23 protein-coding genes are annotated in these 24363 nt (G+C 70.4%); 14 read left to right on the top strand and 9 right to left on the bottom strand.

What is annotated here, in order from left to right; all coding sequences use genetic code 11:
* Positions 1-120: 120 nt before the first annotated feature.
* Positions 121-360, top strand: coding sequence for a 50S ribosomal protein L31 (gene rpmE, locus BM430_RS14190; RefSeq protein ID WP_244539497.1), 240 nt, complete (start codon positions 121-123; stop codon positions 358-360).
* A gap of 106 nt (positions 361-466) precedes the next feature.
* Here rpmE and BM430_RS14185 read toward each other — a convergent pair whose 3' ends face one another.
* Positions 467-991, bottom strand: coding sequence for a protease adaptor protein RcdA (locus tag BM430_RS14185; protein ID WP_093567906.1), 525 nt, complete (start codon positions 989-991; stop codon positions 467-469).
* 809 nt (positions 992-1800) lie between these two features.
* Complete coding sequence (locus BM430_RS14180) at positions 1801-1992, bottom strand: DUF1192 domain-containing protein (RefSeq protein ID WP_093567905.1); 192 nt, start codon at positions 1990-1992, stop codon at positions 1801-1803.
* 208 nt (positions 1993-2200) lie between these two features.
* On the opposite strand from BM430_RS14180, the gene rpmH reads away from it, so the two are divergent.
* The 10 genes from rpmH (at position 2201) to BM430_RS14130 (ending at position 14285) form a co-directional block, all read left to right on the top strand.
* A complete protein-coding gene (gene rpmH / locus BM430_RS14175; RefSeq protein WP_010300405.1) occupies positions 2201-2335 on the top strand; it encodes a 50S ribosomal protein L34 in 135 nt (44 codons plus the stop codon).
* Positions 2336-2364: 29 nt separating this feature from the next.
* On the top strand, positions 2365-2856 hold the full coding sequence (locus tag BM430_RS14170) for a ribonuclease P protein component (protein ID WP_093567904.1): 492 nt from the start codon (positions 2365-2367) through the stop codon (positions 2854-2856).
* A 111-nt stretch (positions 2857-2967) separates the two neighbouring features.
* On the top strand, positions 2968-4806 hold the full coding sequence (yidC, locus tag BM430_RS14165; protein WP_093567903.1) for a membrane protein insertase YidC: 1839 nt from the start codon (positions 2968-2970) through the stop codon (positions 4804-4806).
* A gap of 13 nt (positions 4807-4819) precedes the next feature.
* Positions 4820-5488: a ribosome biogenesis GTP-binding protein YihA/YsxC gene (gene yihA, locus BM430_RS14160; protein ID WP_093567902.1), complete on the top strand. Its 669-nt coding sequence runs from the start codon at positions 4820-4822 to the stop codon at positions 5486-5488.
* 17 nt (positions 5489-5505) lie between these two features.
* Complete coding sequence (locus BM430_RS14155) at positions 5506-5877, top strand: DUF423 domain-containing protein (RefSeq protein ID WP_093568012.1); 372 nt, start codon at positions 5506-5508, stop codon at positions 5875-5877.
* 113 nt (positions 5878-5990) lie between these two features.
* Positions 5991-8822, top strand: coding sequence for a bifunctional transaldolase/phosoglucose isomerase (locus tag BM430_RS14150; protein ID WP_093567901.1), 2832 nt, complete (start codon positions 5991-5993; stop codon positions 8820-8822).
* A 117-nt stretch (positions 8823-8939) separates the two neighbouring features.
* Entirely contained in the window at positions 8940-9914 is a 975-nt protein-coding gene (gene gnd / locus BM430_RS14145) for a phosphogluconate dehydrogenase (NAD(+)-dependent, decarboxylating) (protein ID WP_093567900.1), read from the top strand.
* Positions 9911-11458, top strand: coding sequence for a glucose-6-phosphate dehydrogenase (gene zwf, locus BM430_RS14140; RefSeq protein ID WP_210188438.1), 1548 nt, complete (start codon positions 9911-9913; stop codon positions 11456-11458). The genes gnd and zwf overlap by 4 nt, the downstream gene beginning before the upstream one ends.
* Entirely contained in the window at positions 11455-12174 is a 720-nt protein-coding gene (gene pgl, locus BM430_RS14135; protein WP_093567899.1) for a 6-phosphogluconolactonase, read from the top strand. Before zwf ends, pgl begins: the two co-directional genes overlap by 4 nt.
* A 425-nt stretch (positions 12175-12599) precedes the next feature.
* Complete coding sequence (locus BM430_RS14130; RefSeq protein WP_093567898.1) at positions 12600-14285, top strand: methyl-accepting chemotaxis protein; 1686 nt, start codon at positions 12600-12602, stop codon at positions 14283-14285.
* 398 nt (positions 14286-14683) lie between these two features.
* Here BM430_RS14130 and BM430_RS14125 read toward each other — a convergent pair whose 3' ends face one another.
* Both BM430_RS14125 and BM430_RS14120 read right to left on the bottom strand, forming a co-directional pair.
* Complete coding sequence (locus BM430_RS14125) at positions 14684-15769, bottom strand: 2'-deoxycytidine 5'-triphosphate deaminase (protein ID WP_093567897.1); 1086 nt, start codon at positions 15767-15769, stop codon at positions 14684-14686.
* Between the two features lie 93 nt (positions 15770-15862).
* Positions 15863-16372, bottom strand: a complete 510-nt coding sequence (locus tag BM430_RS14120; RefSeq protein WP_093567896.1) for a hypothetical protein — start codon at positions 16370-16372, stop codon at positions 15863-15865.
* Between the two features lie 132 nt (positions 16373-16504).
* On the opposite strand from BM430_RS14120, the gene apaG reads away from it, so the two are divergent.
* Positions 16505-16897, top strand: a complete 393-nt coding sequence (apaG, locus tag BM430_RS14115) for a Co2+/Mg2+ efflux protein ApaG (protein WP_093567895.1) — start codon at positions 16505-16507, stop codon at positions 16895-16897.
* A gap of 207 nt (positions 16898-17104) precedes the next feature.
* Complete coding sequence (gene argE / locus BM430_RS14110; RefSeq protein WP_093568010.1) at positions 17105-18289, top strand: acetylornithine deacetylase; 1185 nt, start codon at positions 17105-17107, stop codon at positions 18287-18289.
* A gap of 256 nt (positions 18290-18545) precedes the next feature.
* On the opposite strand, the gene BM430_RS14105 is transcribed toward argE, so the two are convergent.
* The 5 genes from BM430_RS14105 to BM430_RS14085 form a co-directional block, all read right to left on the bottom strand.
* A complete protein-coding gene (locus tag BM430_RS14105; RefSeq protein WP_093567894.1) occupies positions 18546-19157 on the bottom strand; it encodes a LysE family translocator in 612 nt (203 codons plus the stop codon).
* Positions 19158-19228: 71 nt separating this feature from the next.
* The gene (locus tag BM430_RS14100; protein ID WP_093567893.1) at positions 19229-19765 is read right to left on the bottom strand and encodes a PRC-barrel domain-containing protein; all 537 of its coding nucleotides are present in this window, start codon (positions 19763-19765) and stop codon (positions 19229-19231) included.
* Positions 19766-19871: 106 nt separating this feature from the next.
* Positions 19872-20897, bottom strand: coding sequence for an Hsp33 family molecular chaperone (locus tag BM430_RS14095; protein WP_093567892.1), 1026 nt, complete (start codon positions 20895-20897; stop codon positions 19872-19874).
* 438 nt (positions 20898-21335) lie between these two features.
* The gene (gene argF / locus BM430_RS14090; protein ID WP_093567891.1) at positions 21336-22283 is read right to left on the bottom strand and encodes an ornithine carbamoyltransferase; all 948 of its coding nucleotides are present in this window, start codon (positions 22281-22283) and stop codon (positions 21336-21338) included.
* Positions 22283-23476, bottom strand: coding sequence for an aspartate aminotransferase family protein (locus BM430_RS14085; protein ID WP_093567890.1), 1194 nt, complete (start codon positions 23474-23476; stop codon positions 22283-22285). The genes argF and BM430_RS14085 overlap by 1 nt, the downstream gene beginning before the upstream one ends.
* A gap of 314 nt (positions 23477-23790) precedes the next feature.
* On the opposite strand from BM430_RS14085, the gene BM430_RS14080 reads away from it, so the two are divergent.
* Entirely contained in the window at positions 23791-24264 is a 474-nt protein-coding gene (locus BM430_RS14080; RefSeq protein ID WP_093567889.1) for a RidA family protein, read from the top strand.
* The last annotated feature ends 99 nt before the right edge of the window (positions 24265-24363 follow it).

The raw sequence follows: 24363 nt of genomic DNA, 5'->3' as shown, positions 1-24363 counted from the left end.
CGCGGCCCGAGGCGGAGCGTTCGGCGCGGGTCGCACTCTTAGGAATTCGTCATGGCAAAGCAAGCAGCCCCCGCCGCCAAGCAGGCGATCCCCGCCGGCAAGTCGGTCGCGACCCCGAAGGTGGCCCGCACGGCGACCGAGCACCCGGACTACCACTTCATCAAGGTGGTGCTGACCGACGGCAGCTCGTTCATGACCCGGTCGACCTACGGCAAGGAGGGCGACACCCTCAACCTCGACATCGACCCGAGCACGCACCCGGCCTGGACCGGCGGCGAGCAGAAGCTGATGGACCGCGGCGGCCGCCTGTCCCGCTTCAACTCGCGCTTCGCCGGCATCTCGTTCGCGGCCAAGAAGTAAGCCTCCCGATCTCGAAGCTTCGCGCGAAAAAAGCCCCGGCCTTGAGGCCGGGGCTTTTTTCGTGCCTGCAACGAAGGCGGGGAGGGCGAAAGCCCTCCCCCATCCGTCAGCCGAAGGCCACGCGCAGCATGTCGTGCTGGGCGAAGACCGGGCTCACCCGCGGCTCAGGCGTAGGGCGGTCGTCGGAGATCAGGCGGTCGAGGTGGATGATGCGGGCGTGCAGCCGCTTCGACTGGGCGATGAGGGCCTGGAGTGACAGCGGCAGCTCGGCGATCAGGACCGGGCCGCTCTCGTTCGGCTCGGCGGTCGAGAGGCGGACCCGGGTCTTCTCCTCGGCGGCCTCGCTCAGGCTCAGCTCGCCCTCGGACACGGCGCGCTGCACGAGGAGCCACGAGGCGATCTGCATCAGCCGGGTGGTGAGCCGCATGCTCTCGCTGGCATAGGTCAAGGAGGCGTGGCGGGCGAGCAGGCGCGATTCGTCGCGGCCGGGACCGTCGAGATAGGCCGCCGTCTCCTCCACGAGGGTCATACCCTCGCGAAACAGCATCTTGAAGCTGTCGGAGGCTACGAAGGTCTCGCCGAACCGCACGGTGGGCTGCTCGTCCCGAAACATCACGTCCATCACGCCCATGATCCCTCCTGTGCCACCGCGACGCCGGTCCCGCGTCGATACGGGACATTCACGGTGCGCTCGGGCTGTCTGGCGCAACGATAGCGCCACTCGGCGGGCCGCGCGCCGTCAACGATCGGTTAACCTTAACGTCAACGCAGGCAGGGGACGGACGATCCCGGGGAAAACGGGAATTTCTGCGGAACCGCAGCCGTGAGAGCAAAAAAGAAAGCCGCCCCAAGGGGGCGGCTGAAAGAGTCGTACAGGGAGGCATCAAACAGAGTGGACAGAGACCACTCGACATCCAGAAAGCTGGACTGCGTTGGTTATCACCCGGAAGGCTTAAAAAATGGTTAACACGAAGGGAGGGGGGGTGGTGAAAGCGGTGGGGGTGCAACGCGGTGGGGTTGGCGTGATCGGGACGGGCGACGCGAGGGTGCCCGGGCAAAGGGAAGGCGCAGAATTCCTCCTCTCCCCGCCCGCGGCAGGGCTGTCCGGAGAAAATCCCTTTTAAGATCAAGCGCGCGATCCCCTCTCCCGAGTGGGAGAGGGGTAGGGGTGAGGGTGGCTCGGGTCCAGAATAGAACTCAACCGTTGAACTGCCAGCACTACGGCCTGAGCTTTGTTGCGGAAGCCGAGCCACCCTCACCCCCGGCCCCTCTCCCAAACGGGAGAGGGGAGACACGCCACATCTTTTCTCCGGACAGCCCTGCCGCCCACGGGGAGAGGGGGGAGATCCGCGCCCCTAGGTCGCCCAAGCATCACCGCCCCAGCGCCCCAAACCGGTACACCCTCCCCCACCCCCGTCCCGCTTCGGAACTCGCCCGGCGTCAGAACTTGAACGCCGCCCGGGCCGCCTCCTGCGAGGCCTGCTTGCGCCGCTTGTCCTCCTCCAGGCGGGCGATCTCGCGGTGCAGGGCCGCGATCCGCTCGTCGAGGTCGGAGACGGACAGGGCGGCGAGGTCCTGGCCGATCTGGTGCGCGGTCTGCGAAGGCTTGCGGGTCTCGGCGTCGTCGAACATCGGCGTCTCCCTCGCGTGCGGGCGCCCTCACGGTACCCGCGGCGCGATCCTTAACGCGATTGACTCGCCCGGACCATTCCGCCATACACCGGCGCGACGTGACCGCGCCCCATTCGGGCGCGGTTCGCTTTCGCCAAGACATTCTGGACCACGAGGGCCTCGGCAGCGCGTCGCGCGTCAGCCGGCCCCGGCCTTCGGAGAACGAGCCGTGAAGAGAACCTATCAACCGTCGAAGCTCGTGCGCAAGCGCCGCCACGGCTTCCGTGCCCGCATGGCCACCGTCGGCGGCCGCAAGGTCATCGCCGCCCGCCGCGCCCGCGGCCGCAAGCGCCTGTCGGCGTAAGGCCCCTCGCGGTGCCGACAAGCGCCGCGATGACCGGTGGTTCGCCGCCGCTCGGCCGGATCACCCGGCGCCCGGATTATCTGGCGGCGGCCAAGGGCCGCCGTTTTCATACCGAGCGCCTGACGGCACAGGGCCGCCTGCGGGACGATGGACCGCCGGGCGGCCTGCGCGTGGGCTTCACCGTGACGAAGCGCGAGGGCCACGCCACCGAGCGCAACCGCATCCGCCGCCGCCTCAAGGTCGCGGCGCAGATCGCGGCGGCGCAGGCCGGTCCGGCGCAGCGGGACAAGGCGGCCGACGTGGTGCTGATCGGCCGGCGCGACGCCCTGGCGGCGCCCTTCGCGCAGCTGGTCGAGGACGTCCGCCAGGCCCTCGGCGCGGTCACGAAGCCGCGGGCGCCGAAGCCGCCCTCCCCCGACGGCGGGCAGCCCGCCCGCAAGGCGGGACGCGGCAAGCGGGGCTCGGGCGGAGCGGGGACGACCCCGCGACCGGAGCCGAGACCCCCGGAACGGAATTCGTGAGGCGATCCCGGCCAGCCGGAATCGCCTCGTCGTGTTGGTCGTGAGGGCCGGGACGCGGGCCGCCAGGCCCGCCCTCGGTCCCGCTCTTTAGGCGGCAGGCGTCGCGGGTCCATGGGTAACGACAAGACGAACATGATCATCGCCGTGGTGCTGTCCTTGGCAGTGCTGCTCGGCTGGAACTACTTCGTCAGCGCGCCGCAGGTGGAGCGCCAGCGTCAGGAGCAGGCCGCCAAGCAGGCTCAGGCCGCGAAGGACGGTCCGGCGGCGAGCCCCCGCGAGGGCGGCCCCGCGGCGCCGTTGCCCGGCACCCTGCCGGGCGCCCCGGCCGGCAGCCCGGCCCTCGCCGCGAGCCGCGCCGAGGCGCTCGCCCGCTCGCCGCGGGTGAAGATCGACACCCCGGCGCTGGCCGGCTCGGTGGCGCTCAAGGGCGGCCGCATCGACGACGTGCTCCTGAAGAACTATCACGAGACCGTCGACAATTCGTCGCCGCGCATCGAGCTGCTCTCGCCGACCGGCTCGGCCAACCCCTACTACGCCGAGTTCGGCTGGGTCGGGCAGAATGCCGGCCCGCTGCCGGGCGGCGACACGCTCTGGACCGCCGAGAGCGACGTGCTGACGCCGCAGAAGCCCCTGGTGCTGACCTGGGACAACGGCGCCGGCCTCACCTTCCGCCGCACCATCTCGGTCGACGACAAGTTCATGTTCACGGTCGCCGACGCGGTCGAGAACAAGGGCGGCAACGCCGTCACGCTCTACCCGTACGGCCTCGTCTCGCGCTGGGGCAAGCCGCACACGCAAGGGTACTACGTCCTGCACGAGGGCATGATCGGCGTACTCGGCGACCAGGGCCTGCAGGAATTCACCTACGACAAGCTCGCCAAGGAGAACCCGCTCGGCGCCCCCGGCACCCGCGGCCATTCCTGGACCGGCGTGACCGGCGGCTTCCTCGGCATCACCGACAAGTACTGGGCGGCGGCCGCGATCCCCGACCAGGCGGCGCCCTATACCGGCTCGTTCACCGAGCGCGACGAGGGGGCGACCAAGGTCTACCAGGCCAGCAGCCTCGGCGAGGCCAAGCAGCTGGCCCCCGGCGCCACCGTCGAGGCCAGCCAGCGCCTGTTCGCCGGCGCCAAGGAGGTCGGCGCCATCGACGGCTACGAGAAGTCGCTCGGCATCAAGCGCTTCGATCTGCTGATCGACTGGGGCTGGTTCTACTTCATCACCAAGCCGATGTTCAAGGCGCTGGACTTCTTCTACCGGCTGTTCGGCAACTTCGGCGTCTCGATCCTGGTCGTCACCCTCATCCTGAAGCTGTTCTTCCTGCCGATCGCCAACCGCTCCTACGTCTCGATGGCCAAGATGAAGGCCGTCCAGCCGGAGATGACCGCCATCCGCGAGCGCTACGGTGACGACAAGGTCAAGCAGCAGCAGGCGATGATGGAGCTGTACAAGAAGGAGAAGATCAATCCGGTCGCCGGCTGCTGGCCGGTGCTGGTGCAGATCCCGGTCTTCTTCGCGCTCTACAAGGTGCTGTTCGTCACCATCGAGATGCGGCACGCGCCGTTCTTCGGCTGGATCCGCGACCTCGCGGCGCCGGACCCGACCTCGCTGTTCAACCTGTTCGGCCTCCTGCCATACACCCCGCCGGACTTCCTCCACCTCGGCATCTGGCCGCTCATCATGGGCGTGACGATGTTCGTGCAGATGAAGATGAACCCTGCGCCGCCGGATCCGGTCCAGGCTCAGGTCTTCACCTTCATGCCGATCATCTTCACCTTCATGCTCGGCTCGTTCCCGGCCGGCCTGGTGATCTACTGGGCCTGGAACAACACCCTGTCGGTGATCCAGCAATACGTGATCATGCGGCGCAACGGGGTGAAGGTGGAGCTGTGGGACAACCTGCGCTCGACGTTCTCGCGCACGCCGAAGGCCGCCAAGGCCAAGAGCTGAGGACCAAGAGCTGATGCAGGACGATCCTCGTTCTGAGGAAGAGAAGGTTGCCGCCCTGCGTGAAGCGGGGCGGCTGCTCTTCGCCGGCTCGGCCGACTTCTTCTACGCCGCCGACAAGCTCGCGATCCTGCCGCCGATGCGGGGCCACGAGATCGCCTTCGCGGGCCGCTCCAACGTCGGCAAGTCGAGCCTGATCAACGCGCTCACCGGGCGCAACGCGCTGGCGCGCACCTCGCACACGCCGGGGCGCACCCAGCAGCTCAACTTCTTCGACATAGGGGGCGGCAAGCTCGTCCTCGTCGACATGCCGGGCTACGGCTACGCCGCGGTCGAGAAGGCGAAGGTCGCGGCCTGGACCGAGCTGATCCACGACTACCTGCGCGGGCGGGCCAACCTCGCCCGGGTCTACGTGCTGATCGACTCGCGCCACGGCATCAAGCCGATCGACGCCGAGGTGCTGGACGGCCTCGACAAGGCGGCGGTCTCCTACCAGATCGTGCTGACCAAGGCCGACGCGCTCAAGAAGGGCGAGATCGACGCGCGGCTCGACGCCACCGCGACGGCGATCTCGCGGCGCCCGGCGGCTTACCCCGAGATCATCCTGACCTCGAGCCGCACCGACGACGGCGTCGCCGACCTGCGCGCCAGCATCGCCCGCCTGCTCTCTGAGCGCGGCGAGTGATGCAGACCTTCAACGGGATGTCTGCTGCCGACCGTGCCCTGATCGCGCTCGCCGGGCTCGCCGGCGCGCTCGGCGTCGGGCTGTCGGCGGCGGCGGCCCACATCGCAGGCGCCACGAGCCTCGCGACGGCCGCGCAATTCCTCCTCTTCCACGCCCCTGCCCTGCTCGGCCTCGCGCTGCTCGCAGGGAATGGGCGCGTGCATCCGGTCCCGGCGCGGGTCGCGGGCTTCGCCCTCGCGCTCGGCCTCGCGCTGTTCTCCGGCGACCTCTCGGTTCGGGCGCTCCTGCAGGTGCCGCTCTTCCCCATGGCGGCGCCGGGCGGCGGCATGATCCTGATCGTCGGCTGGGTGCTGGTGGCGGTCGCGGGCCTCTGGCCTGCCAGGCGCTGACGGGCGGTCCCGGGCGCCGTTTTCGGCCTCAAGGCCAAGCTTCCCTCGGCCCTCCCCCTGGACATCACCCGCCTGCGGGCCACATCTGCCGCAAACACGCGGAGACCGCAGGCATGAACCCGCTCAAGAAGCTGCACGCCGAACAGGACCAGGCCGTCTGGCTCGATTTCGTGGCCCGGGGCTTCGTTCAGGAGGGTGGGCTCAAGCGCCTGGTCGACGAGGACGGCCTGCGCGGCGTGACCTCCAACCCGGCGATCTTCGAGAAGGCGATCGGCCATTCCGACGAGTACGACGACGCCTTGAAGGCGGCCGGCGACGAGCGGGTGATCGACCTCTACGAGGGCCTGGCCATCGCCGACATCCAGGCCGCGGCGGACGTGCTGCGCCCGGTCTACGACGCCAGCGGCGGCCAGGACGGCTTCGTCAGCCTGGAAGTGTCGCCCTATCTCGCCCTCGACACCGCCGAGACCCTCGCCGAGGCCCGCCGCCTGCACAAGGCGGTGGCCCGCGACAACCTGATGGTGAAGGTGCCGGCCACGCCCGAGGGCATCCCGGCGATCCGCGACCTCACCGCCGACGGCATCAACATCAACGTCACGCTGCTCTTCGCGCAGGATGCCTACGAGCAGGTGGCGAACGCCTATATCGAGGGCCTGGAAAAGTACGCGGCGAGCGGCGGCGCGATCGACCGGGTGGCGAGCGTCGCGAGCTTCTTCATCAGCCGCATCGACGCGGCGGTCGACAAGCTGCTGGACGAAAAGATCGCCGCGGCCAACGATCCGGACGAGAAGGCGGCCCTGGAGGGCCTGAAGGGCAAGGTCGCCATCGCCAACGCCAAGCTCGCCTATCGGCGCTACAAGCGCCTGTTCGCCGGCGAGCGCTGGCAGACGCTGGCGGACAAGGGCGCCCATCCGCAGCGCCTGCTCTGGGCCTCGACGGGCGTGAAGAACAAGGCTTATTCCGACGTGCTCTACGTCGAGGAGCTGATCGGTCCCAACACCGTCAACACCATCCCGCCGGCGACGATGGACGCCTTCCGCGATCACGGAAAGGTGCGGGCGAGCCTGGAAGAGGGCGTCGACGAGGCCGAGCGGGTGCTCGCCCACCTCGCCAAGACCGGGATCGACCTCGACGCCGTGGCGCGCCAACTCGTCGAGGAGGGTGTGCAGCTCTTCGTCGACGCCGCCGACAAGGTGCTGGGCGCCGTCGCCGGCAAGCGCCAAAAATTTCTCGATCACGGCCTCGACCGGCAGGCGCTCGCGCTCGGCAGCCTCGACGCGCCGCTGAAGACCGCGATCGAGACCTGGCGCAAGGACGGGCTGGTGCGCCGCCTGTGGCAGCGCGACGCCAAGGTGTGGAGCGGCGCCGACGAGGCGAAGTGGCTCGGCTGGCTCACCATCGTGGAGGACGAGGCCAGGAAGGCGGCCGACTACGCCGCCTTCGCCGACGAGGTGAAGCGGGAGGGCTTCACCGACGCGGTGGTGCTCGGCATGGGCGGCTCCAGCCTCGGGCCGGAGGTGCTCGCCGAGACCTACGGCCCGCAAGCCGGCTTCCCGCGCCTGCGCATCCTCGATTCGACCGATCCGGACGAGGTCCGGGCGGTCGAGGCCGCGGTCAACCTCGAGCGCACCCTGTTCATCGTCGCCTCGAAGTCGGGCTCGACCCTCGAGCCCAACGTCTTCCGCGACTACTTCCTCGGCCGGATGCGCGACGTGGTCGGGGACGACAAGGCCGGCCGGCACTTCGTCGCCGTGACCGATCCGGGCTCGGCGATGGAGAAGGCGGCGCAGGACGACGGCTTCCGGCGCATCTTCTACGGCGTTCCGCAGATCGGCGGGCGCTACTCGGTGCTCTCGGCCTTCGGGCTGGTGCCGGCCGCCGCCATGGGCCTCGACGTCGCGGCCTTCCTGGCGAGCGCCCGCACCATGGTGCGCTCCTGCGGCTCCGACGTGCCGCCGGACCTCAACCCCGGCGTGCAGCTCGGCCTCGCGATGGGCATCGCGGCGACGGCCGAGGGGCGCGACAAGGTCACGCTGATCGCGTCGCCCGGCATCGACACCTTCGGTGCCTGGGCCGAGCAGCTGATCGCCGAGTCGACCGGCAAGGAGGGCAAGGGCCTCATCCCGATCGACAACGAGCCGCTCGCGGCGCCCGCCGCCTACGGCAAGGACCGGTTCTTCGTTTATCTCCGCCTCGACGAAGGCGCGGATCCTGCGCAGGATTCCGCTGTCAAGGCGCTGGAGGAGGCCGGCCACCCGGTGGTGCGGATCGCACTCGCCTCGAAGGCGAGCCTGCCGCAGGAATTCTTCCGCTTCGAGATCGCCACGGCGGTGGCGGGCGCGGTGCTCGGCATCAACCCGTTCGACCAGCCCGACGTCGAGGCGAGCAAGATCAAGACCCGGGAGCTGTTCTCGGCGGCGGAAAAGGACGGCGCGCTGCCGGCCGAGACGCCGGTGGCGGAGAACGAGACCTTCGCCCTCTACACCGACCCGACCAATGCCGACGCCCTGCGCAAGGCCGGCGCCGGCGCGGACCCGGAGAGCTGGATCAAGGCGCAGATCGGCCGGGTCTCTGCCGGCGACTACGTCGCACTGCTCGCCTACGTCACCCGCAACCCGGAGCACCTGAGGCCGCTCCAGGAGGCCCGGGTGGCCCTGCGCGAGGCCAGGCACGTCGCGACCTGCGCCGAGTTCGGGCCGCGCTTCCTGCACTCGACCGGCCAGGCCTACAAGGGCGGGCCCGACAGCGGCGTCTTCCTGCAGATCACCTCGGAGGCCCCCGACCTCGCCATCCCCGGCCGCAGCCTCGGCTTCGCGACCGTGATCGCCGCGCAGGCCCGGGGTGATTTCGGCGTGCTCTCCGAGCGCGGCCGCCGGGCGTTGCGCGTCCACATCAAGGGCGACGTCGCCAAGGGGCTCGACCGGCTGAAGTCGGCGCTTAGTTAGGGCTAGCGCCATCTCCCCTCTCCCGCACGGGAGAGGGGGACCGCGCCAGTAACACGAGACAACGGGCCCCACGCCCACGGGCCGCCGGCCCCGGCCTCGCCGGCGAGGAGTGACACGATGCAACTCGGCATGGTCGGTCTCGGTCGGATGGGCGGCAACATCGTCCGGCGGCTCCTGCGCAACGGACACACAGCCGTGGTGTTCGACCAGGATCCCAAGGCCGTGGCGGCCCTGGTGCAGGAGGGCGCGGTCGGCGCCGACAGCCTCGAGGACTTCGTCGCGAAGCTCGAGGCGCCCCGCACCGCCTGGGTGATGCTGCCGGCGGGCGACCCGACCGAGGTGACGGTGATGAAGATCGCCGGGCTGATGCAGCCCGACGACGTCATCATCGACGGCGGCAACTCGTTCTACAAGGACGACATCCGCCGCGCGGCCGTGCTCGACGAGAAGGGCCTGCACTACGTCGATGTCGGCACCTCCGGCGGCGTCTGGGGGCTGGAGCGCGGCTACTGCATGATGATCGGCGGCCACAAGGCGGCGGTCGACCGGCTCGACCCGATCTTCTCGACCCTCGCCCCCGGCCTCGGCGAGGTGCCTCGCACACCCGGCCGCGACGGCCGCGACCCCCGCGCCGAGCACGGCTACATCCATGCCGGCCCGAGCGGCGCCGGCCACTTCGTCAAGATGATCCATAACGGCATCGAGTACGGCCTGATGCAGGCCTATGCCGAGGGCTTCGACATCCTCAAGCACGCCAATTCGACGGAACTGCCGGAGGCGCAACGCTTCGACCTCAACATCGGCGACATCGCGGAAGTGTGGCGCCGGGGCAGCGTGGTCTCGTCCTGGCTCCTCGACCTGACCGCGACCGCGCTCGCCGGCGACGAGGACCTCGACGCCTTCTCGGGCCACGTCGCCGATTCCGGCGAGGGCCGCTGGACGCTGAACGCCGCGATCGAGGAGGCCGTGCCGGCCCACGTGCTCTCGGCCGCCCTCTACGCCCGCTTCCGCTCGCGCCAGGGCGCCACCTACGCCGACAAGCTGCTCTCGGCAATGCGCAAGGGCTTCGGCGGCCACCAGGAGCCGAAATGACGAGCGCCGAAATGACGAGTGCCATGGCCGAGGGGGCTGCCCCCCCGCCCGCCTGCACCCTGGTGATCTTCGGGGCGACCGGCGACCTCACCCACCGGCTCCTGATGCCGGCCCTCTACAATCTCGGCCGCTGGGGCCTGCTGCCGAAGGATTTTTCCGTCATCGGCGTCAGCCGCACCGAGATGTCGTCGGAGGAGTTCCGCGCCGAGCTGAGCGAGACCGTGCGCGGCTTCATCACCGCCAAGGGCGGCGAGGCCGGCGGCGGCTCCTTCGACGAGGGCGTGTGGAACGACCTCGTCGGGCGGGTCCATTACCGCTCGGGCGACCTCTCGGATTCAGGCTTCTTCGCGGAGCTGAAGGGCGCGATCGCCGAGATCTCCGGCAAGGAGGATGGCGGCAGCGTGCTGTTCTACCTCGCGGTCGCCGCCAGCCTGTTCGGCACGACGATCGCCAAGCTCGGCGAGGCTGGCCTGACCGAGGAGGGGGAGGATCGCTGGCGTCGGGTCATCATCGAGAAGCCGTTCGGCCACGACCTGCCCTCGGCGGAAAAGCTCGACGCCGACATCCTGAAGGTCCTGTCCGAGGACCAGATCTTCCGCATCGACCACTTCCTGGGGAAGGAGACGGTGCAGAACATCATGGCGTTCCGGTTCGGCAACGGCCTGTTCGAGCCGCTGTGGAACCGCGATCACATCGACCACGTCCAGATCACCGTGGCCGAGACCGTCGGCGTCGAGGGGCGGGGGAAGTTCTACGAGGCCACCGGTGCGCTCCGCGACATGGTGCCGAACCACCTGTTCCAGCTCTACACGCTCGTCGCGATGGAGCCGCCGATCTCGTTCGAGGCCGAGGCCGTGCGCGACAAGAAGGAGGAGGTGCTGCTCGCCACCCCCTCGGCCAGAATCGAGGACGTGGTGCGGGGCCGCTACACCGCCGGCACCGTCAACGGTAAGCCGGTGAAGGATTACCGCGAGGAGCCGGAGGTCGCGGGTGACAGCGACACCGAGACCTTCGTGGCGTTGAAGCTCGGCATCGACAACTGGCGCTGGGCCGGGGTCCCGTTCTACCTGCGCACCGGCAAGGCGATGACCCGGCGCGACACCGAGATCGCGATCCGCTTCAAGCAGGCGCCGCTCTCGCTGTTCAAGGGCACCAACGTCCGCGAGGACGTGCCGAACTGGCTCGTGCTGCAGCTCCAGCCCGACGAGGGCATCTCGCTGCAATTCGGCGCCAAGGTGCCGGGTCCGGCGGTGCGGCTGGGCAGCGTCGACATGCGGTTCTGCTACAAGGACTACTTCAAGACCGAGCCCAGCACCGGCTATGAGACCCTGATCTACGACGCGATGATCGGCGACCCGACCTTGTTCCAGCGCGCCGACATGATCGAGGCCGGCTGGCGCATCGTCCAGCCGATCCTCGATGCGGCGGCGAAGGGCGAGCTCGCCACCCTCCCCTACGAGGCCGGCAGCGCCGGGCCGGGCCGAGCCCGGGACCTCCTGACCCGAGACGGGCGGGACTGGCGCTCGCTGGAGCACGGGTCGTGAGCGCCCTCCCCGCCGGAGCTCAAGTCCTGCCGGATGCCGACCCGGTCGCCCGGGCGGCGGCCGAGCGGCTGGTGGCCGTGGCATCCGCGAAGCAGGGCCGGGTCGGGATCTGCCTGTCGGGGGGCTCGACCCCAAAACTCCTCTACCGGCTGCTCGCCGGGCCGGAGTTTCGCGATTCGCTGCCCTGGGAGCGCCTGCACTGGTTCTTCGGCGACGAGCGCGTCGGTGATGGGCCGGAGGCCGGCAGCAACCGGCGCCTGGCCGAGGAGGCGTTCGGGGAACTCGTGCCCGACGGCCACCTGCACCCGATCCCGACCGACCGCGCCGTGCCGGCCTGCGCCGAGGCCTACGCGGCGGAGCTGCGGGCTTGGTACGGCGCAGACCGGCTCGACCCGGCCCGGCCGCTCTTCGACCTCGTGCTCCTCGGCCTCGGCGAGGACGGCCACACCGCCTCGCTGTTCCCGGGCAAGCCCGAGGCACGGGAGGGCGAGGCCTGGGTCGTGGCGGTGCCGGAGGCCGGCCTCGCCCCCTTCGTGCCGCGGGTGAGCCTGACCTTGCCGGCGCTCGGCGCGACGCCGCTGATCCTGTTCCTGGTCACCGGGGCGGGCAAGCAGGCGCCCCTCGCCCGCCTCGCCGCCGGCGAGGACCTGCCCTCCGGCCATGCGAGAGCCCGCGGCGAGACGGTCTGGCTGCTCGACCAGGCTGCCGCGGGCTGATGGATGCAGGTGAGAGGCGGCGCCGGCGACGCAACTCGAGCGTGCGTGGTGGATCGTTGCATCGGGCCGGCCCGGTGCCGTCCGGTCGTCCCCCGAGACGTCCCGGGGCACGCCAGTCCTTGCTGTCTCGCATCCGTCATCTCGCTGTCAAAGCGCGTTCATCACGCCGCAAGCGGCGTTCCGACATCATCGGCGGCAGCTTCCGGTCGTGGCGATGCCGATCCCTGTATTCGATGATAAGATACCCAGGGTGAGCATCGCAATTACAATCTGTAATTGACGAAATCTTGGCCATAACGGTTAGCCGGCCAAAATAGCGTCACTGATGAATCGATCTTAACGGCTCACCATCGAGGATGGGCGGACGCAGATCTGCGTCACCCATCCACCGTCGGCTTCCGGGAGCCGACCTGCCGAGCAGGCCGATGCGCGCGCTCAACAATCTCAAGATCGTTCCCAAGCTGGCCATCGCGTTCGGCAGCCTGGTGGTCGTCACCCTGACGGTCAACGCCCTGAACTACTGGAGCTTCCAGTCGATCAAGGAGCGGAATTACTGGACCGACCACACGCAGGCGGTGCTCCACGCCGTCGATGACGTGGTGGCCGGGATGCTCAACCAGGAGACGGGGGTGCGCGGCTACTTGCTGTCGGCCGATCCGTCCTTCCTCGCCCCCTACCGCCAGGGCCAGCAGGGCTACCGGACCGCCTTCACCGAGGCCAAGCGCCTGACAGCCGATAACCCGGCGCAGCAGGCCCGCCTCGACGCGCTCGACGGGCATGCCCGCCGCTGGATGCAGGAGATCGGCGAGAAGGAGGTCGCCCTGATGGGCGACGCAGCGACCCGCGACCAGGCGCGCGCCATCGCCGTCAAGGGAGCCGGCAAGGCGGCGATGGACGCCCTGCGCGAGACGGCGGCCGAGATCCGGTCCGTCGAGGTCGCGCTGATGGACGAGCGCGGCCGCGCGCAAGGACGCACCTTCCGGCTCGCCGACCTGCTGAACCTGGCCGGGGTCGCCGCGAGCCTGCTGATCGCCGCCGCGATGGCTCTCATGGTCTCGCGCACCCTGGCCGTGCCGCTGCGGGCGATGGCCGGGCTGATGCAGCGGCTGGCGCAGGGCGACAAGACGATCGTGGTCGCCGGCCTCGGGCGCGGCGACGAGGTCGGCGCCATGGCGCAGGCCGTCGAGGTCTTTCGCCGGAACGCCATCGAGGCGGAGCGGCTCGCCGCCGCCCAGGCCGCCGAGGACGAGGCCCGGATGCGCCGCGCGCGCCTCGTCGACGACCTGGCGCGGGACTTCGAGCGGACCGTCTCGGGCCTCACCGCCGGCCTCGCCGGCGCCGCCACCGAGATGGAGGCGACCGCGCGCGCCATGACGGGCGTGGCCGAGGAGACGACCCGCCAGACCGTCACGGTGGCGGGTGCCGCCTCGCAGACCTCCTCCAACGTCCAGACGGTCGCGGCGGCGAGCGAGGAGATGACCGCTTCGATCCAGGAGATCGTCCAGCAGGTCGCCCAATCGTCCCGCATCGCCGCCCGCGCGGTGGAGGATGCGGCGCGCACCAACGCGACGGTGCAGCGCCTCGCCGGGACGGCGGAGCGGATCGGCGACTTCGTCGCCACCGTGTCGAGCATCGCCAGCCAGACCAACCTGCTGGCGCTGAACGCCACGATCGAGGCGGCGCGGGCGGGCGCGGCGGGCCGCGGCTTCGCGGTGGTGGCCGCCGAGGTCAAGGAACTCGCCGGCCAGACCGGCAAGGCCACCGACGAGATCGGCGCCCGGATCGGCGAGATCCAGGACGCGACCCGCGAGACCGTGACCGACATCCGCCAGATCGCCAAGGTGATCGAGGACCTGTCGACCTACGCCGCCACCATCGCGGCGGCGATGGAGGAGCAGGGCAGCGCCGTGCAGGAGATCACCCGCAACGTGCAGCAGGCGGCCCGCGGCACCGAGCAGGTCACCGGCAACATTGCCGGCGTCCGCGACGGCGCCGGCCAGACCAGCGCCGCGGCGTCCCAGGTCCTGGACGCGGCGCAGGAACTATCGCGGCAATCGGAGATGCTGCGGCACGAGGTGACGCACTTCCTCGGGCAGGTGAAGGCGGCCTGAAATCCCAGAACCTGTTCCCGGCTGGATCGAGCCGGTTGCTCCGGCACGCACACCGGTGCCTGTCCACGGTCATGGATCCCGGGGCTCGACGAAGTCGAGGAACCGGGATCCATGACCGCAGACGCTTCAGGATGAAGCGGGACATCCTCCGCGTCCTTCTCGACCGTCAGCCGAGATGGATCCCGGGCTCCGCATCGCGGCCCCGGGATTGCGGCCAGGGTTTGGACGGGGTCGACGGGCGTGAACGGACGCTCATACGATTTTCGATTGATCGCTCGGCGATTGCTGCGCAATCGCTTTCGCGACGCGGACATCGGACTCGCTCACGTGTGTGGAGCCGGAGGCTCCACCGCGCGGGCTGGTGATACGATGTCCGAACCGATCGTCCGGAAATCGTATCACACGAAGTGCTTCGAGAGCTTCAGCCCCTGCGCCTGGTAGTTCGAGCCCGCAGCACTTCCGTAGAGCGCGGCCGGGCGCTGGGCCATGCGCTCGTAGACGAGGCGGCCGACGATCTGGCCGTCCTCCAGCATGAACGGCACGTCGCGGGAGCGCACCTCCAGCACCGCGCGGGCGCCGGTGCCGCCGGCCTCGGCATGGCCGAAGCCGGGATCGAAGAAGCCCGCGTAATGGACCCGGAACTCGCCGACGAGCGGATCGAACGGCACCATCTCGGCGGCGAAGTCCGGCGGCACCTGCACCGATTCCTTCGAGGCCAGGATGTAGAACTGGCCCGGATCGAGGATCAGGGTGCCGGAGCCGTCGGCCCGCAGGGGCTCCCAGAAGTCGGAGGCCGGGTAGGTGCGGGGCCGGTCGACGTCGACGAGGCCGGTATGGCGCTTGGCGCGGTAGCCGATCAGCCCGTCGAAGCCCGACAGGTCGACCGAGACCGCGACCCCGCCCTGGAACGAGGGATCGGCGGCGTCGACCAGCGGCGTCGCCGCGTGCAGGCGGGCGAGCGCGGCGTCGTCGAGCCGCACCGCGCCGCGGCGGAAGCGTGCTTGCGACAGGCGCGAGCCGGTGCGCACCAGCACCGGGAAGGTCCGCGGCGAGATCTCGGCGAAGAGCGGGCCGGCATAGCCGGCCTCGACCATGTCGAATTCCCGCGCCTGGTCGGTGATGACCCGGGTGAACACGTCAATGCGCCCGGTCGAGCTTTTGGGATTGGCGCTGGCGGCCAGGTCCGGCGGCAGGGCGAGGCCCTCCTGCAACTCGGCGATGTAGACGCAGCCGGTCTCCAGCACCGCGCCCTGGCGCAGGTCGATCTCGTGCAGCTTCAGCTTGGCGAGGCAGGCGGCGACGTCGCGGGTGCGTCCCGGCAGGAAGCTCGCCCGCACCCGCCAGGCCCTGGCACCCAGCCGCAGGTCGAGGCTCGCCGGCTGGATCTGGTCGTCCGCGAAGGGGCTGGCCGGCCGGATCACCCCGGCGCCGGCGAGCGCCGCGATGGCCTCCGCCGATTGAATCCCGTCCTCGAGCTTCACCATGACCCGTCCATCCCTGATGGGCCATTGTCGTAGGCCAGGGTTTCGACGAGGTGAAGAGCCTCACGACAGGGTTTCGACGAGGGTTCACGAGGCTCACGCCTCGTCGCGGACGCCTCGGACCACGGCGACCGCGAGACTCGCCCGGGCGATCGCCCCCATGGCGGTGAGGCCGGCGAGCGCGCCGGCGACCAGCGGCAGGGGCTCCGGCCACAGGATCAGGGCGGTAAAGCCCAGGGCGGCGACGAGGTCGGCCCCCTGCCCGCCGGCGAGGATCAGCGAGTGCAGGTCGGCGCCGGGCAGCGCGGTCCCGGCCCGGGCGGCGGCGCGCGCGGTCAGCCGCGCCACCGCGATCTCGAGGAAGAGGCTCGCGACGAGGGCCGCCGCCGGCCCGCCGGGCGCCCGCCAGGCGAGCGCGAGGGACAGGGCGAGGCGGATCCAGGGCGTGTCCCCCACCCCCTCCCGCCGCGCCGCGACGAGCGCCAGCCTGCACCAGAGGGCGAGCAGGACGAGGGCGGCGGCGTCGGCGCGGAGCGCCAGGCCTACGGCGGCGCCGAGGCCTGCGAGACGCCCCGCGCGGGCTGTGGACGAGCGAAGGAACCTCATGGCGGGGATGGGCGCACCTCGTGCAGGATTACCGACCGTGGTCGCCGGTGATTGACGATCCGGAAGGCCGGACGTACCACGACCCCCGTCGGCCGTCGCGCTTGCCCGCGGGCCGCCAGCGGAGGTTCCCTGATGTACAAGGCAGAGACCCGCGGCATCAGCGTGTCCGTGCAGCCGCGCTTCGTCGAGGAGGAATCCTCGCCCGACAGCGGACGCTACTTCTTCGCCTATACGGTGGAGATCACCAACAACGGCAGCGAGCAGGTGCAGCTGCGCTCCCGCCACTGGCGCATCGTCGACGGTCGCGGCGAGATGCAGGAGGTGCGCGGCGCCGGCGTGGTGGGCAAGCAGCCGGTGCTCGGGCCCGGCGAATCGTTCAGCTACACCAGCGGCTGCCCCCTCACGACGCCGGACGGCACGATGGAGGGCACCTACACCATGGCGACCCCGGACGGCCGCAGCTTCGAGGCGGCGATCCCTGCCTTCTCGCTCGACTCGCCGCATGTGCGCCGGGTGATGCACTAGAGCAGCGCCCGATCGCGGTGCAATCGAACGCTGCTCTCGGTCTTTGATTTGGCCGCATCGTCTTCGCCCGACCGGCATCCACTTGGTCGGAAAATGCTCCAACCCGTGCTCGGAGGTCTGGGGGTGGCTGCACCGGCACGGCTGTCTGGGGCGGCGGGCTTGGGCTAAGACCTGGGCTTTCCCACCCTTGTGAGCCTGCTCGCCCCGATGACCCAGACCGGCCCCCGCCTGACCCCGCTCGAACTCCTCGCCCGGCTGGTCTCCTTCGATACCGAGAGCCAGAAGTCGAACCTGCCGCTGATCGCGTGGGTCCGCGACTACCTCGATGCCTGGGGCGTGCCGTACGTCGTCGCCCCCAACGAGGCCGGCGACAAGGCGGCGCTCTTCGCCACGATCGGGCCGATGCGGGACGGCGGCGTGGTGCTGTCGGGCCATACCGACGTGGTACCGGTGGCCGGGCAATCCTGGACAAGCGACCCCTACACGCTCCGCATCGCCGACGGCAAAGCCTATGGCCGCGGCGCCGTCGACATGAAGGGCTTCGACGCGCTCTGCCTCGCCCTGGTGCCGGAGATGCTGGCGGCCGACCTCAAGACGCCGATCCACATCCTGCTCTCCTACGACGAGGAGCTGACCTGCCTCGGCGTCGCCGACGTGATCGCCCGGTTCGGCAAGGACCTGCCGCGGCCCGGCGCGGTGATCGTCGGCGAGCCGACCGACCTCGACGTCGCCGACGCCCACAAGAGCATCTACACCTACCGCACCACCGTGCACGGCCACGAGGCGCATTCCTCGAAGCCGGCGCTCGGCGCCAACGCCGTGATGGCGGCGGCCGAGCTGGTGGCGGGCCTGAACCGCATCGCCGACCAGATGGCGGCGCGGGGCGATGCCGGCGGCCGGTTCGATCCGGGCTACACCACGGTCCATGTCGGGGTGATCGGTGGCGGCACCGCCCGCAACATCCTGCCGAAATCCTGCGAATTCCAGTGGGAGTTCCGCGGCCTGCCGGACTTGGCCCCCGACGAGATCCCGAACCTGTTCGCGACCGAGGTGGAGCGGGTGACCCGCGAGCGGCTCAACCGCTTCGGGGCCTACGGCCATATCGCGACCGAGGAGGACGCGGCGGTGCCGGGGCTCGCTCCCGAGCCCGGCTCCCCGGCCGAGCGCCTGGCCCTGCGGCTCGCCGGCCGCAACCACACCATCACGGTGCCCTACGCCACCGAGGCCGGCCGCTTCCAGCTCGCCGGCCTGCCGACCGTGGTCTGCGGCCCGGGCTCGATCGACCAGGCGCACCAGCCCGACGAGTACATCACGCTCGCGGCGCTCGAGGCGGGGGAAGTCTTCCTGCGTCAGCTGGTGCGGGATTGCGCGGCGGGGTGGAGCCCGGTGTAAGCGGCCGGCCTGTCAGATCGGGAAAAATACACGCACCATTGCCACCTCTCAGGGTCATCCCGGGGCTCGCCGAAGGCGAGAGCCCGGGATCCAGAACCTCGGCTGATCCCGAAAGAAGCGGTCGGCGTCCCACTCGATCCTGAACCATCCGCGGTTCTGGATTCCGGGCTCCGCTTCGCGGCCCCGGAATGACCCGGAGGGTGTTGACAGACCTGAGAGAAGCGACCGGCCGTTAAGCGGTCGCGCTTCGCTGACCTCACGGCTTCCGGGCCAGCGCCAGCCCCAAACCCGCCCCGAGCAGCAGCCCGCCAGTCAGCCGGTTGCGCCAACGCCCCTTCGCCAGCACGACCCGCGCCCGCCCCGCCAGTACCGCCCAGACCGCGTCGCCGGCGACCGCGAGCACCAGGAAGGTCGCGGCGAGCAGCACCAGCTGCCCGAAGGGCGCCGCGTCGCGGCTGACGAATTGCGGCAGGAAGGCGCCGAAGAACAGCAGCGTCTTCGGGTTGGTCAGCGCCACCAGGAAGCCCCGCACGGCGATGGCCCGGACGACCCGGGGCTCCGGGGCGGTCCGGCCGAGGTCGGTCGCGGGCGCCCGCCAGGCGCGGAAGGCGAGCCAGGCGAGGTAGGCGACGCCGAGCCAGCGCAGCACCTCGAACCACGCCGCCATCACCGCCAGCATCGCCGAGAGGCCGGCGACCGTCAGTGCCAGCTGCACGGTGAGCGCCGCCCCGACGCTCGCCACGGTGACGAGGCCGTAGCGGCTGCCATGGGCGACGCTGTTGGCGACGATGAGGGCGACGTTCGGGCCCGGGATCAGGATCAGGACGAGCGTCGCGGCGACGAAGCCGAGATAGAGGTCGAGGGGCATGGCGGGAGATGTCCGGTCGTGAACCGGACGGCAGCGTGCCACGCACGATGCCGTCCCGCCAAGCTCGGGCTCTACTGCTGCGCCGGCTGGGTCGCGGTGGTGCCGGTGGCGGCCGGGACGTCGGACTTCTGGGCGTCCGTCTTGCTCGCGTCCGTCTTGGCCGCATCCGCCTTGGCGGGCTGCTGGCCGAGATAGACGTATTCCGGTGCGGCGCGCAGCTGGTCCTTGTCGGTGTTGATCACCGCCTTCAGCGTCTTGTCGTCGACGCGGGAGACCTGCAGCGCTTCCTTGGCGACCGAGACGTACTTGGTGCCCAGCCCGAGGAAGCCGCCGACGCCGACGACGTAGGACTTCACGGCCAGATCCGGCCCGAGCACGATGTCGGCCACCGAGCCGATCGTCTCGTTGGCGCCGTTCACGATGCTCTGGCCGATCATCTTCGAGGCCATGAGATCGCTCGGCTCCTGCGCGACGAAGGTCGGCCGCAGGTCGTTGGCGAGGGTGGCGGGGGCGCCCGGCACGGGTTTGGGACCGCTCGCATCCTGCGCCAGGCCGGCGCTGGCGCCGGCGACGAGGAGGAACGCGGCGGCGAGGAAGGGGCGAGACATCGTGGGCTCCGACTTCGTGCGCCCGACACGCTCGGGCGCATGATGAGTCGGTTGCGGTGCGAAAGGTTCCCTCCCGCACCCGCTTTCCCAGCGGAAGGCCCGGAACTCAGCCCTGCTGGCCGGCTTCCTGATCGCGGGCGATCTCGGCCTCCACCTCGGCCGGGTCGAGGTCGTAGTGCCGCGAGCAGAACTCGCAGGTGATGCCGATGCGGCCGTCCTCGCCGACGATGTCGCGGCGCTCCTCGGGCGAGAAGTTGCGCACCATCCCCATCACCCGCTCGCGCGAGCAGCGACAGGCCTCGTGCACCCCCTGCGCCTCGAACACCCGCACGCCGCGCTCGTGGAACAGGCGGTAGAGCAGGCGCTCGCTCGACACGGTCGGATCGACCAGTTCGTGATCCTCGATCGTGGCGATCAGCGACTTCGCCTCGACCCAGGCATCGTCCTCCTGGGTCCGGCTGTCGTCGAGCAGCGCGTGCCCCTCCGGCAAGTCGCCGGGCGGCAGGTCGGCGAGGCGGGCACGGTCGGGCGAGTGGGGCAGGAACTGCACCAGCAGGCCGCCGGAGCGCCAGGAATTCCCGGGCCCCTCTCCCCCGCCCTCGACCTGCTCGGCGACGGCGAGGCGGACCCGGGTCGGGATCTGCTCCGACTGCCGGAAATACTGGTGCGCCGCCTCCTCGAAGCCCTGGCCCTCGAGCGCCACCACGCCCTGGTAGCGGCTCTGGGCCGAGCCCTGGTCGATGGTCATGGCGAGATGGCCGTGGCCCAGCAGCTGGGCGGTGCCGGCCCGGGGACCGGCCGCGGCGACGCGCCCGGCATCGAAGCGAGCGGTGGCGCGCACCCGGTCGGGCGCCTCGAAATCCACCACCACCATCTCGACCGGTCCGTCGGACTTGGTCTGGAGCTGGAACCGGCCCTCGAACTTGAGCGAGGAGCCGAGCAGCACGGTCAGCGCCGCGGCCTCGCCGAGGAGCCGCGCGACGGTGTCGGGATAGCCGTGCCGGCGCAGGATGGTGTCGACCGAGGGGCCGAGGCGCACGACGCGGCCGCGCACGTCGAGGGGCTCGACCGCGAAAGGCAGGATCGCGTCGTCGCGGCCGTCGGGATTCTGGGAAGTGGTCGTGTCGGACATGCTCTCACCGCCGCCGGTCCGACGAGGGTCCGGCACTCGTGCAGGAAGAAGGTCTCCCAGCGGGGCGCCTTCCGCACGAGCCGCAGCGCATGCCGTCACGAGAAGCAAGCAGACAGAGCGGAGGCGGGAGATGCCGCGGCGAGAGACCGGCGTATCCCGGCATATGGGAGCCGGAGCGATGTTTTCGAAGGGGTTACCGCTCGGATCGGAGTATCGGAGTCGGCTCGATCGAACCCGACGGGTACCAAACCCTCCGTGTCATTCCGGGGCCGCGCAGCGGAACCCGGAATCCATAACCGCGGATGGTGCCGGACAAGGCGGGCGCGTTCCGACCATTTCCGAAGCGTCAGCGGTTATGGATCCCGGGTTCTCGCTTGCAGCGAGCCCCGGGATGACCGTCGAGGGTATCAGTCTCGTCGTCGGGTCAGAAACAGCTCGTCAGGCGACGGCGCCGAGGCACCAGGCCAGGATGCCCTTCTGGGCGTGGAGCCGGTTCTCGGCCTCGTCGAACACCACCGATTGCGGCCCGTCGATCACGTCCGCGGTGACCTCCTCGCCGCGATGGGCCGGCAGGCAGTGCATGAACACCGCGTCCTTGGCGGCGGCCCCCATCAGCCGGCCGTTGACCTGGTAGGGCATCAGCAGGTTGTGGCGGTGCGCCTCGTCCTCGTCGCCCATCGAGACCCAGCAATCGGTCACGACCGCGTCGGCTCCCGCCACCGCCTCGAACGGGTCGGCGGTGACCTTCAGCTCCGCGCCCTCGGCCTTGGCGCGGGCGATCAGGCTCTCCGGCACCGGCAGCTCCGGCGGGCAGGCGACGTTGAGCTTGAAGTCGAACCGGGCCGCGGCGTGGGCCCAGGAGGCCAGCACGTTGTTGGAATCCCCCGACCAGGCGACGGTGCGGCCCTTGATGGGGCCGCGATGCTCCTCGAAGGTCATCACGTCGGCCATGATCTGGCACGGATGCGAGTCCTTCGTCAGGCCGTTGATGACCGGGATCGACGCGTATTCCGCCAGTTCCAGCATCATGCCGTGGTCGAGGATGCGGATCATGATCGCGTCGAGGTAGCGCGACAGGACCCGGGCGGTGTCGGCGACGGTCTCGCCGCGGCCTAGCTGCATCTCCCGGCCGGTGAGCATCAGGGTCTCGCCGCCGAGCTCCCGCATCGCCACGTCGAACGAGACGCGGGTGCGGGTCGAGGGCTTGTCGAACACCATGCCGAGGAACTTGCCGGCGAGCGGCCGCTCGGCCGGCGGCTCGCCCTTGCGGCGGCGCCGCTTCAGCTCGGCGCAGGCGTCGAGCACCGTGCGCAGCTCGGGCCCGGAAAAGTCGGTCAGGTCGAGGAAGTGCCGGGGGGCCGGCGCGATCTTCACGGGCGCGTTCATCACTCTGCGGCCCTCCGGCCCCTCGTTTCCATGGCGGCGCAGGCCGCCTCCAGCTTGTCCAGGGCCGCCCCCACCTCGGCTTCGCCGATGATCAGCGGCGGCAGCAGGCGTACGACGTTGTCGCCGGCCGGGATCACCAGGAGGTGCTCGTCCCGCGCGGCGGCGGCGAAGTCGGTGTTGGTGACCACGAGGCGCAGGCCCATCATCAGGCCCTCGCCGCGGATCTCGTCGACGATGTCGGGATGACGGTCCTTGAGGGAGGCGAGGCGCTGCTTCAGGAGCAGGCCGGTCTGGCGCACGTGCTCCAGGAAGCCCGGGGCCAGGATGATGTCGAGCACGGCGTTGCCCACCGCCATGGCGAGCGGGTTGCCGCCGAAGGTGGTGCCGTGGGTGCCCACCACCATGCCGCGGGCCGCCTCGCTTGTGGCGAGGCAGGCGCCCATCGGGAAGCCGCCGCCGATGCCCTTGGCCGAGGACAGGATGTCCGGCGTCACGCCGGACCACTCGTGGGCGAAGAGCTTGCCGGTGCGGCCGATGCCGGTCTGGACCTCGTCCATGATCAGCAGGAGGCCGTGCTCGTCGCACAGGCCGCGCAGGGTGCGCAGCCACTCGTGCGAGACGACGCGCAGGCCGCCCTCGCCCTGGATCGGCTCGATCATCAGGGCGGCGGTCTCGGGCGTGATGGCGCTTTTAAGGGCCTCCAGGTCGCCGAACGGCACTTGGTCGAACCCGTCGACCTTCGGGCCGAAGCCGTCGATGTACTTCTGCTGGCCGCCGGCCGCGATGGTGGCGAGCGTGCGGCCGTGGAAGGCGCCCTCGAAGGTGATGATCCGGTAGCGCTCCGGGTGGCCGCCGGCGGCGTGGTACTTGCGCGCCATCTTGATGCAGGCCTCGTTGGCCTCGGCACCGGAATTGGCGAAGAACACCACGTCGGCAAAGCTCGCCTCGGTCAGCCGCTGGGCCAGCCGCTCGGCCTCCGGCACCTCGAACAGATTCGAGACGTGCCAGACCTTCTGGGCCTGCTCGGTCAGCGCGGCGACGAGGTGCGGATGGCCGTGGCCGACCGAGTTGACCGCGATGCCGGCGCCGAAATCGAGGTATCGCGAGCCGTCTCGGGCGATGAGCCAAGCGCCCTCACCGCGCTCGAAGGACACCTTGGCCCGGGCGTAGGTCGGCAGCAGCGAGGAGGTCACGATCTCGTCTCCGTCGCGGTCGAGTGAGTCGGTCGACCGGAAAACAAAGCGCCGCCTCGAAGGGCGGCGCGCGCGGATACTATGGAACGAGCGCGCTGTGTCAACGTCGCGCCATGAAGATGACGCCGAGATGACGGCGCGAGGTCACCTCGCCCGGGGTTGCGGCGGGACTTCCTTCCGGGCACAGACCCTCGGGCGGCCGGTCCCGGCCGCGCCGCGGCGGGGGCGCCGCGGGACGACGGACCGGCCCGGCATGCCCGGCGGATCGATGCCCCTTCGACGCCCCGGGGCGGGCCTGGTGGGAGACCAGACAGATGAGCGCGACCCTCGACCGCCTGAAGGAGCTCGGCCTCACCCTGCCGCCGGCCGCGGCACCCGTGGCGAACTACGTCGGCTTCCAGCGCAGCGGCAACCTGGTGGTGATCTCGGGCCAGCTGCCCTTCAACGCGCAAGGCCAGATCGACCCGGCCCACAAGGGCAAGGTCGGGGCCCAGGTCTCGCCGGAGGCGGCGGCCGAGGCCGCGCGGCACTGCGCCCTCAACGTGCTGGCCCAGCTGCGCGCCGCGGCCGGCAACCTCGACGACGCGGTGGTGGCCTGCCTGCGGCTCGGCGGCTTCATCAACACGGCGCCGGGCTTCTCGGCGGTGGCGGGCGTGATGAACGGCGCCTCCGACCTGATGGTGCAGGTGCTGGGCGAGCGCGGCCGCCACGCCCGCTCGACGATCGGCGTCGCCGAGCTGCCGCTCGACGCCGTGGTCGAGGTCGAGGGTATGTTCGAGATCCGCTGAGACGGGACCGAGCAGCGTCTCACTTTATTCCGATCAGCGACCTCATCCTGAGGCGTCAGTCGATCGAGGATCGATCGACCTCGAAGGAGATATCCAGAT

The sequence above is a fragment of the Methylobacterium sp. 174MFSha1.1 genome (genome assembly GCF_900116815.1).
Lineage (GTDB): Bacteria > Pseudomonadota > Alphaproteobacteria > Rhizobiales > Beijerinckiaceae > Methylobacterium.
This window is presented reverse-complemented; position numbering and strand designations above follow the sequence as displayed.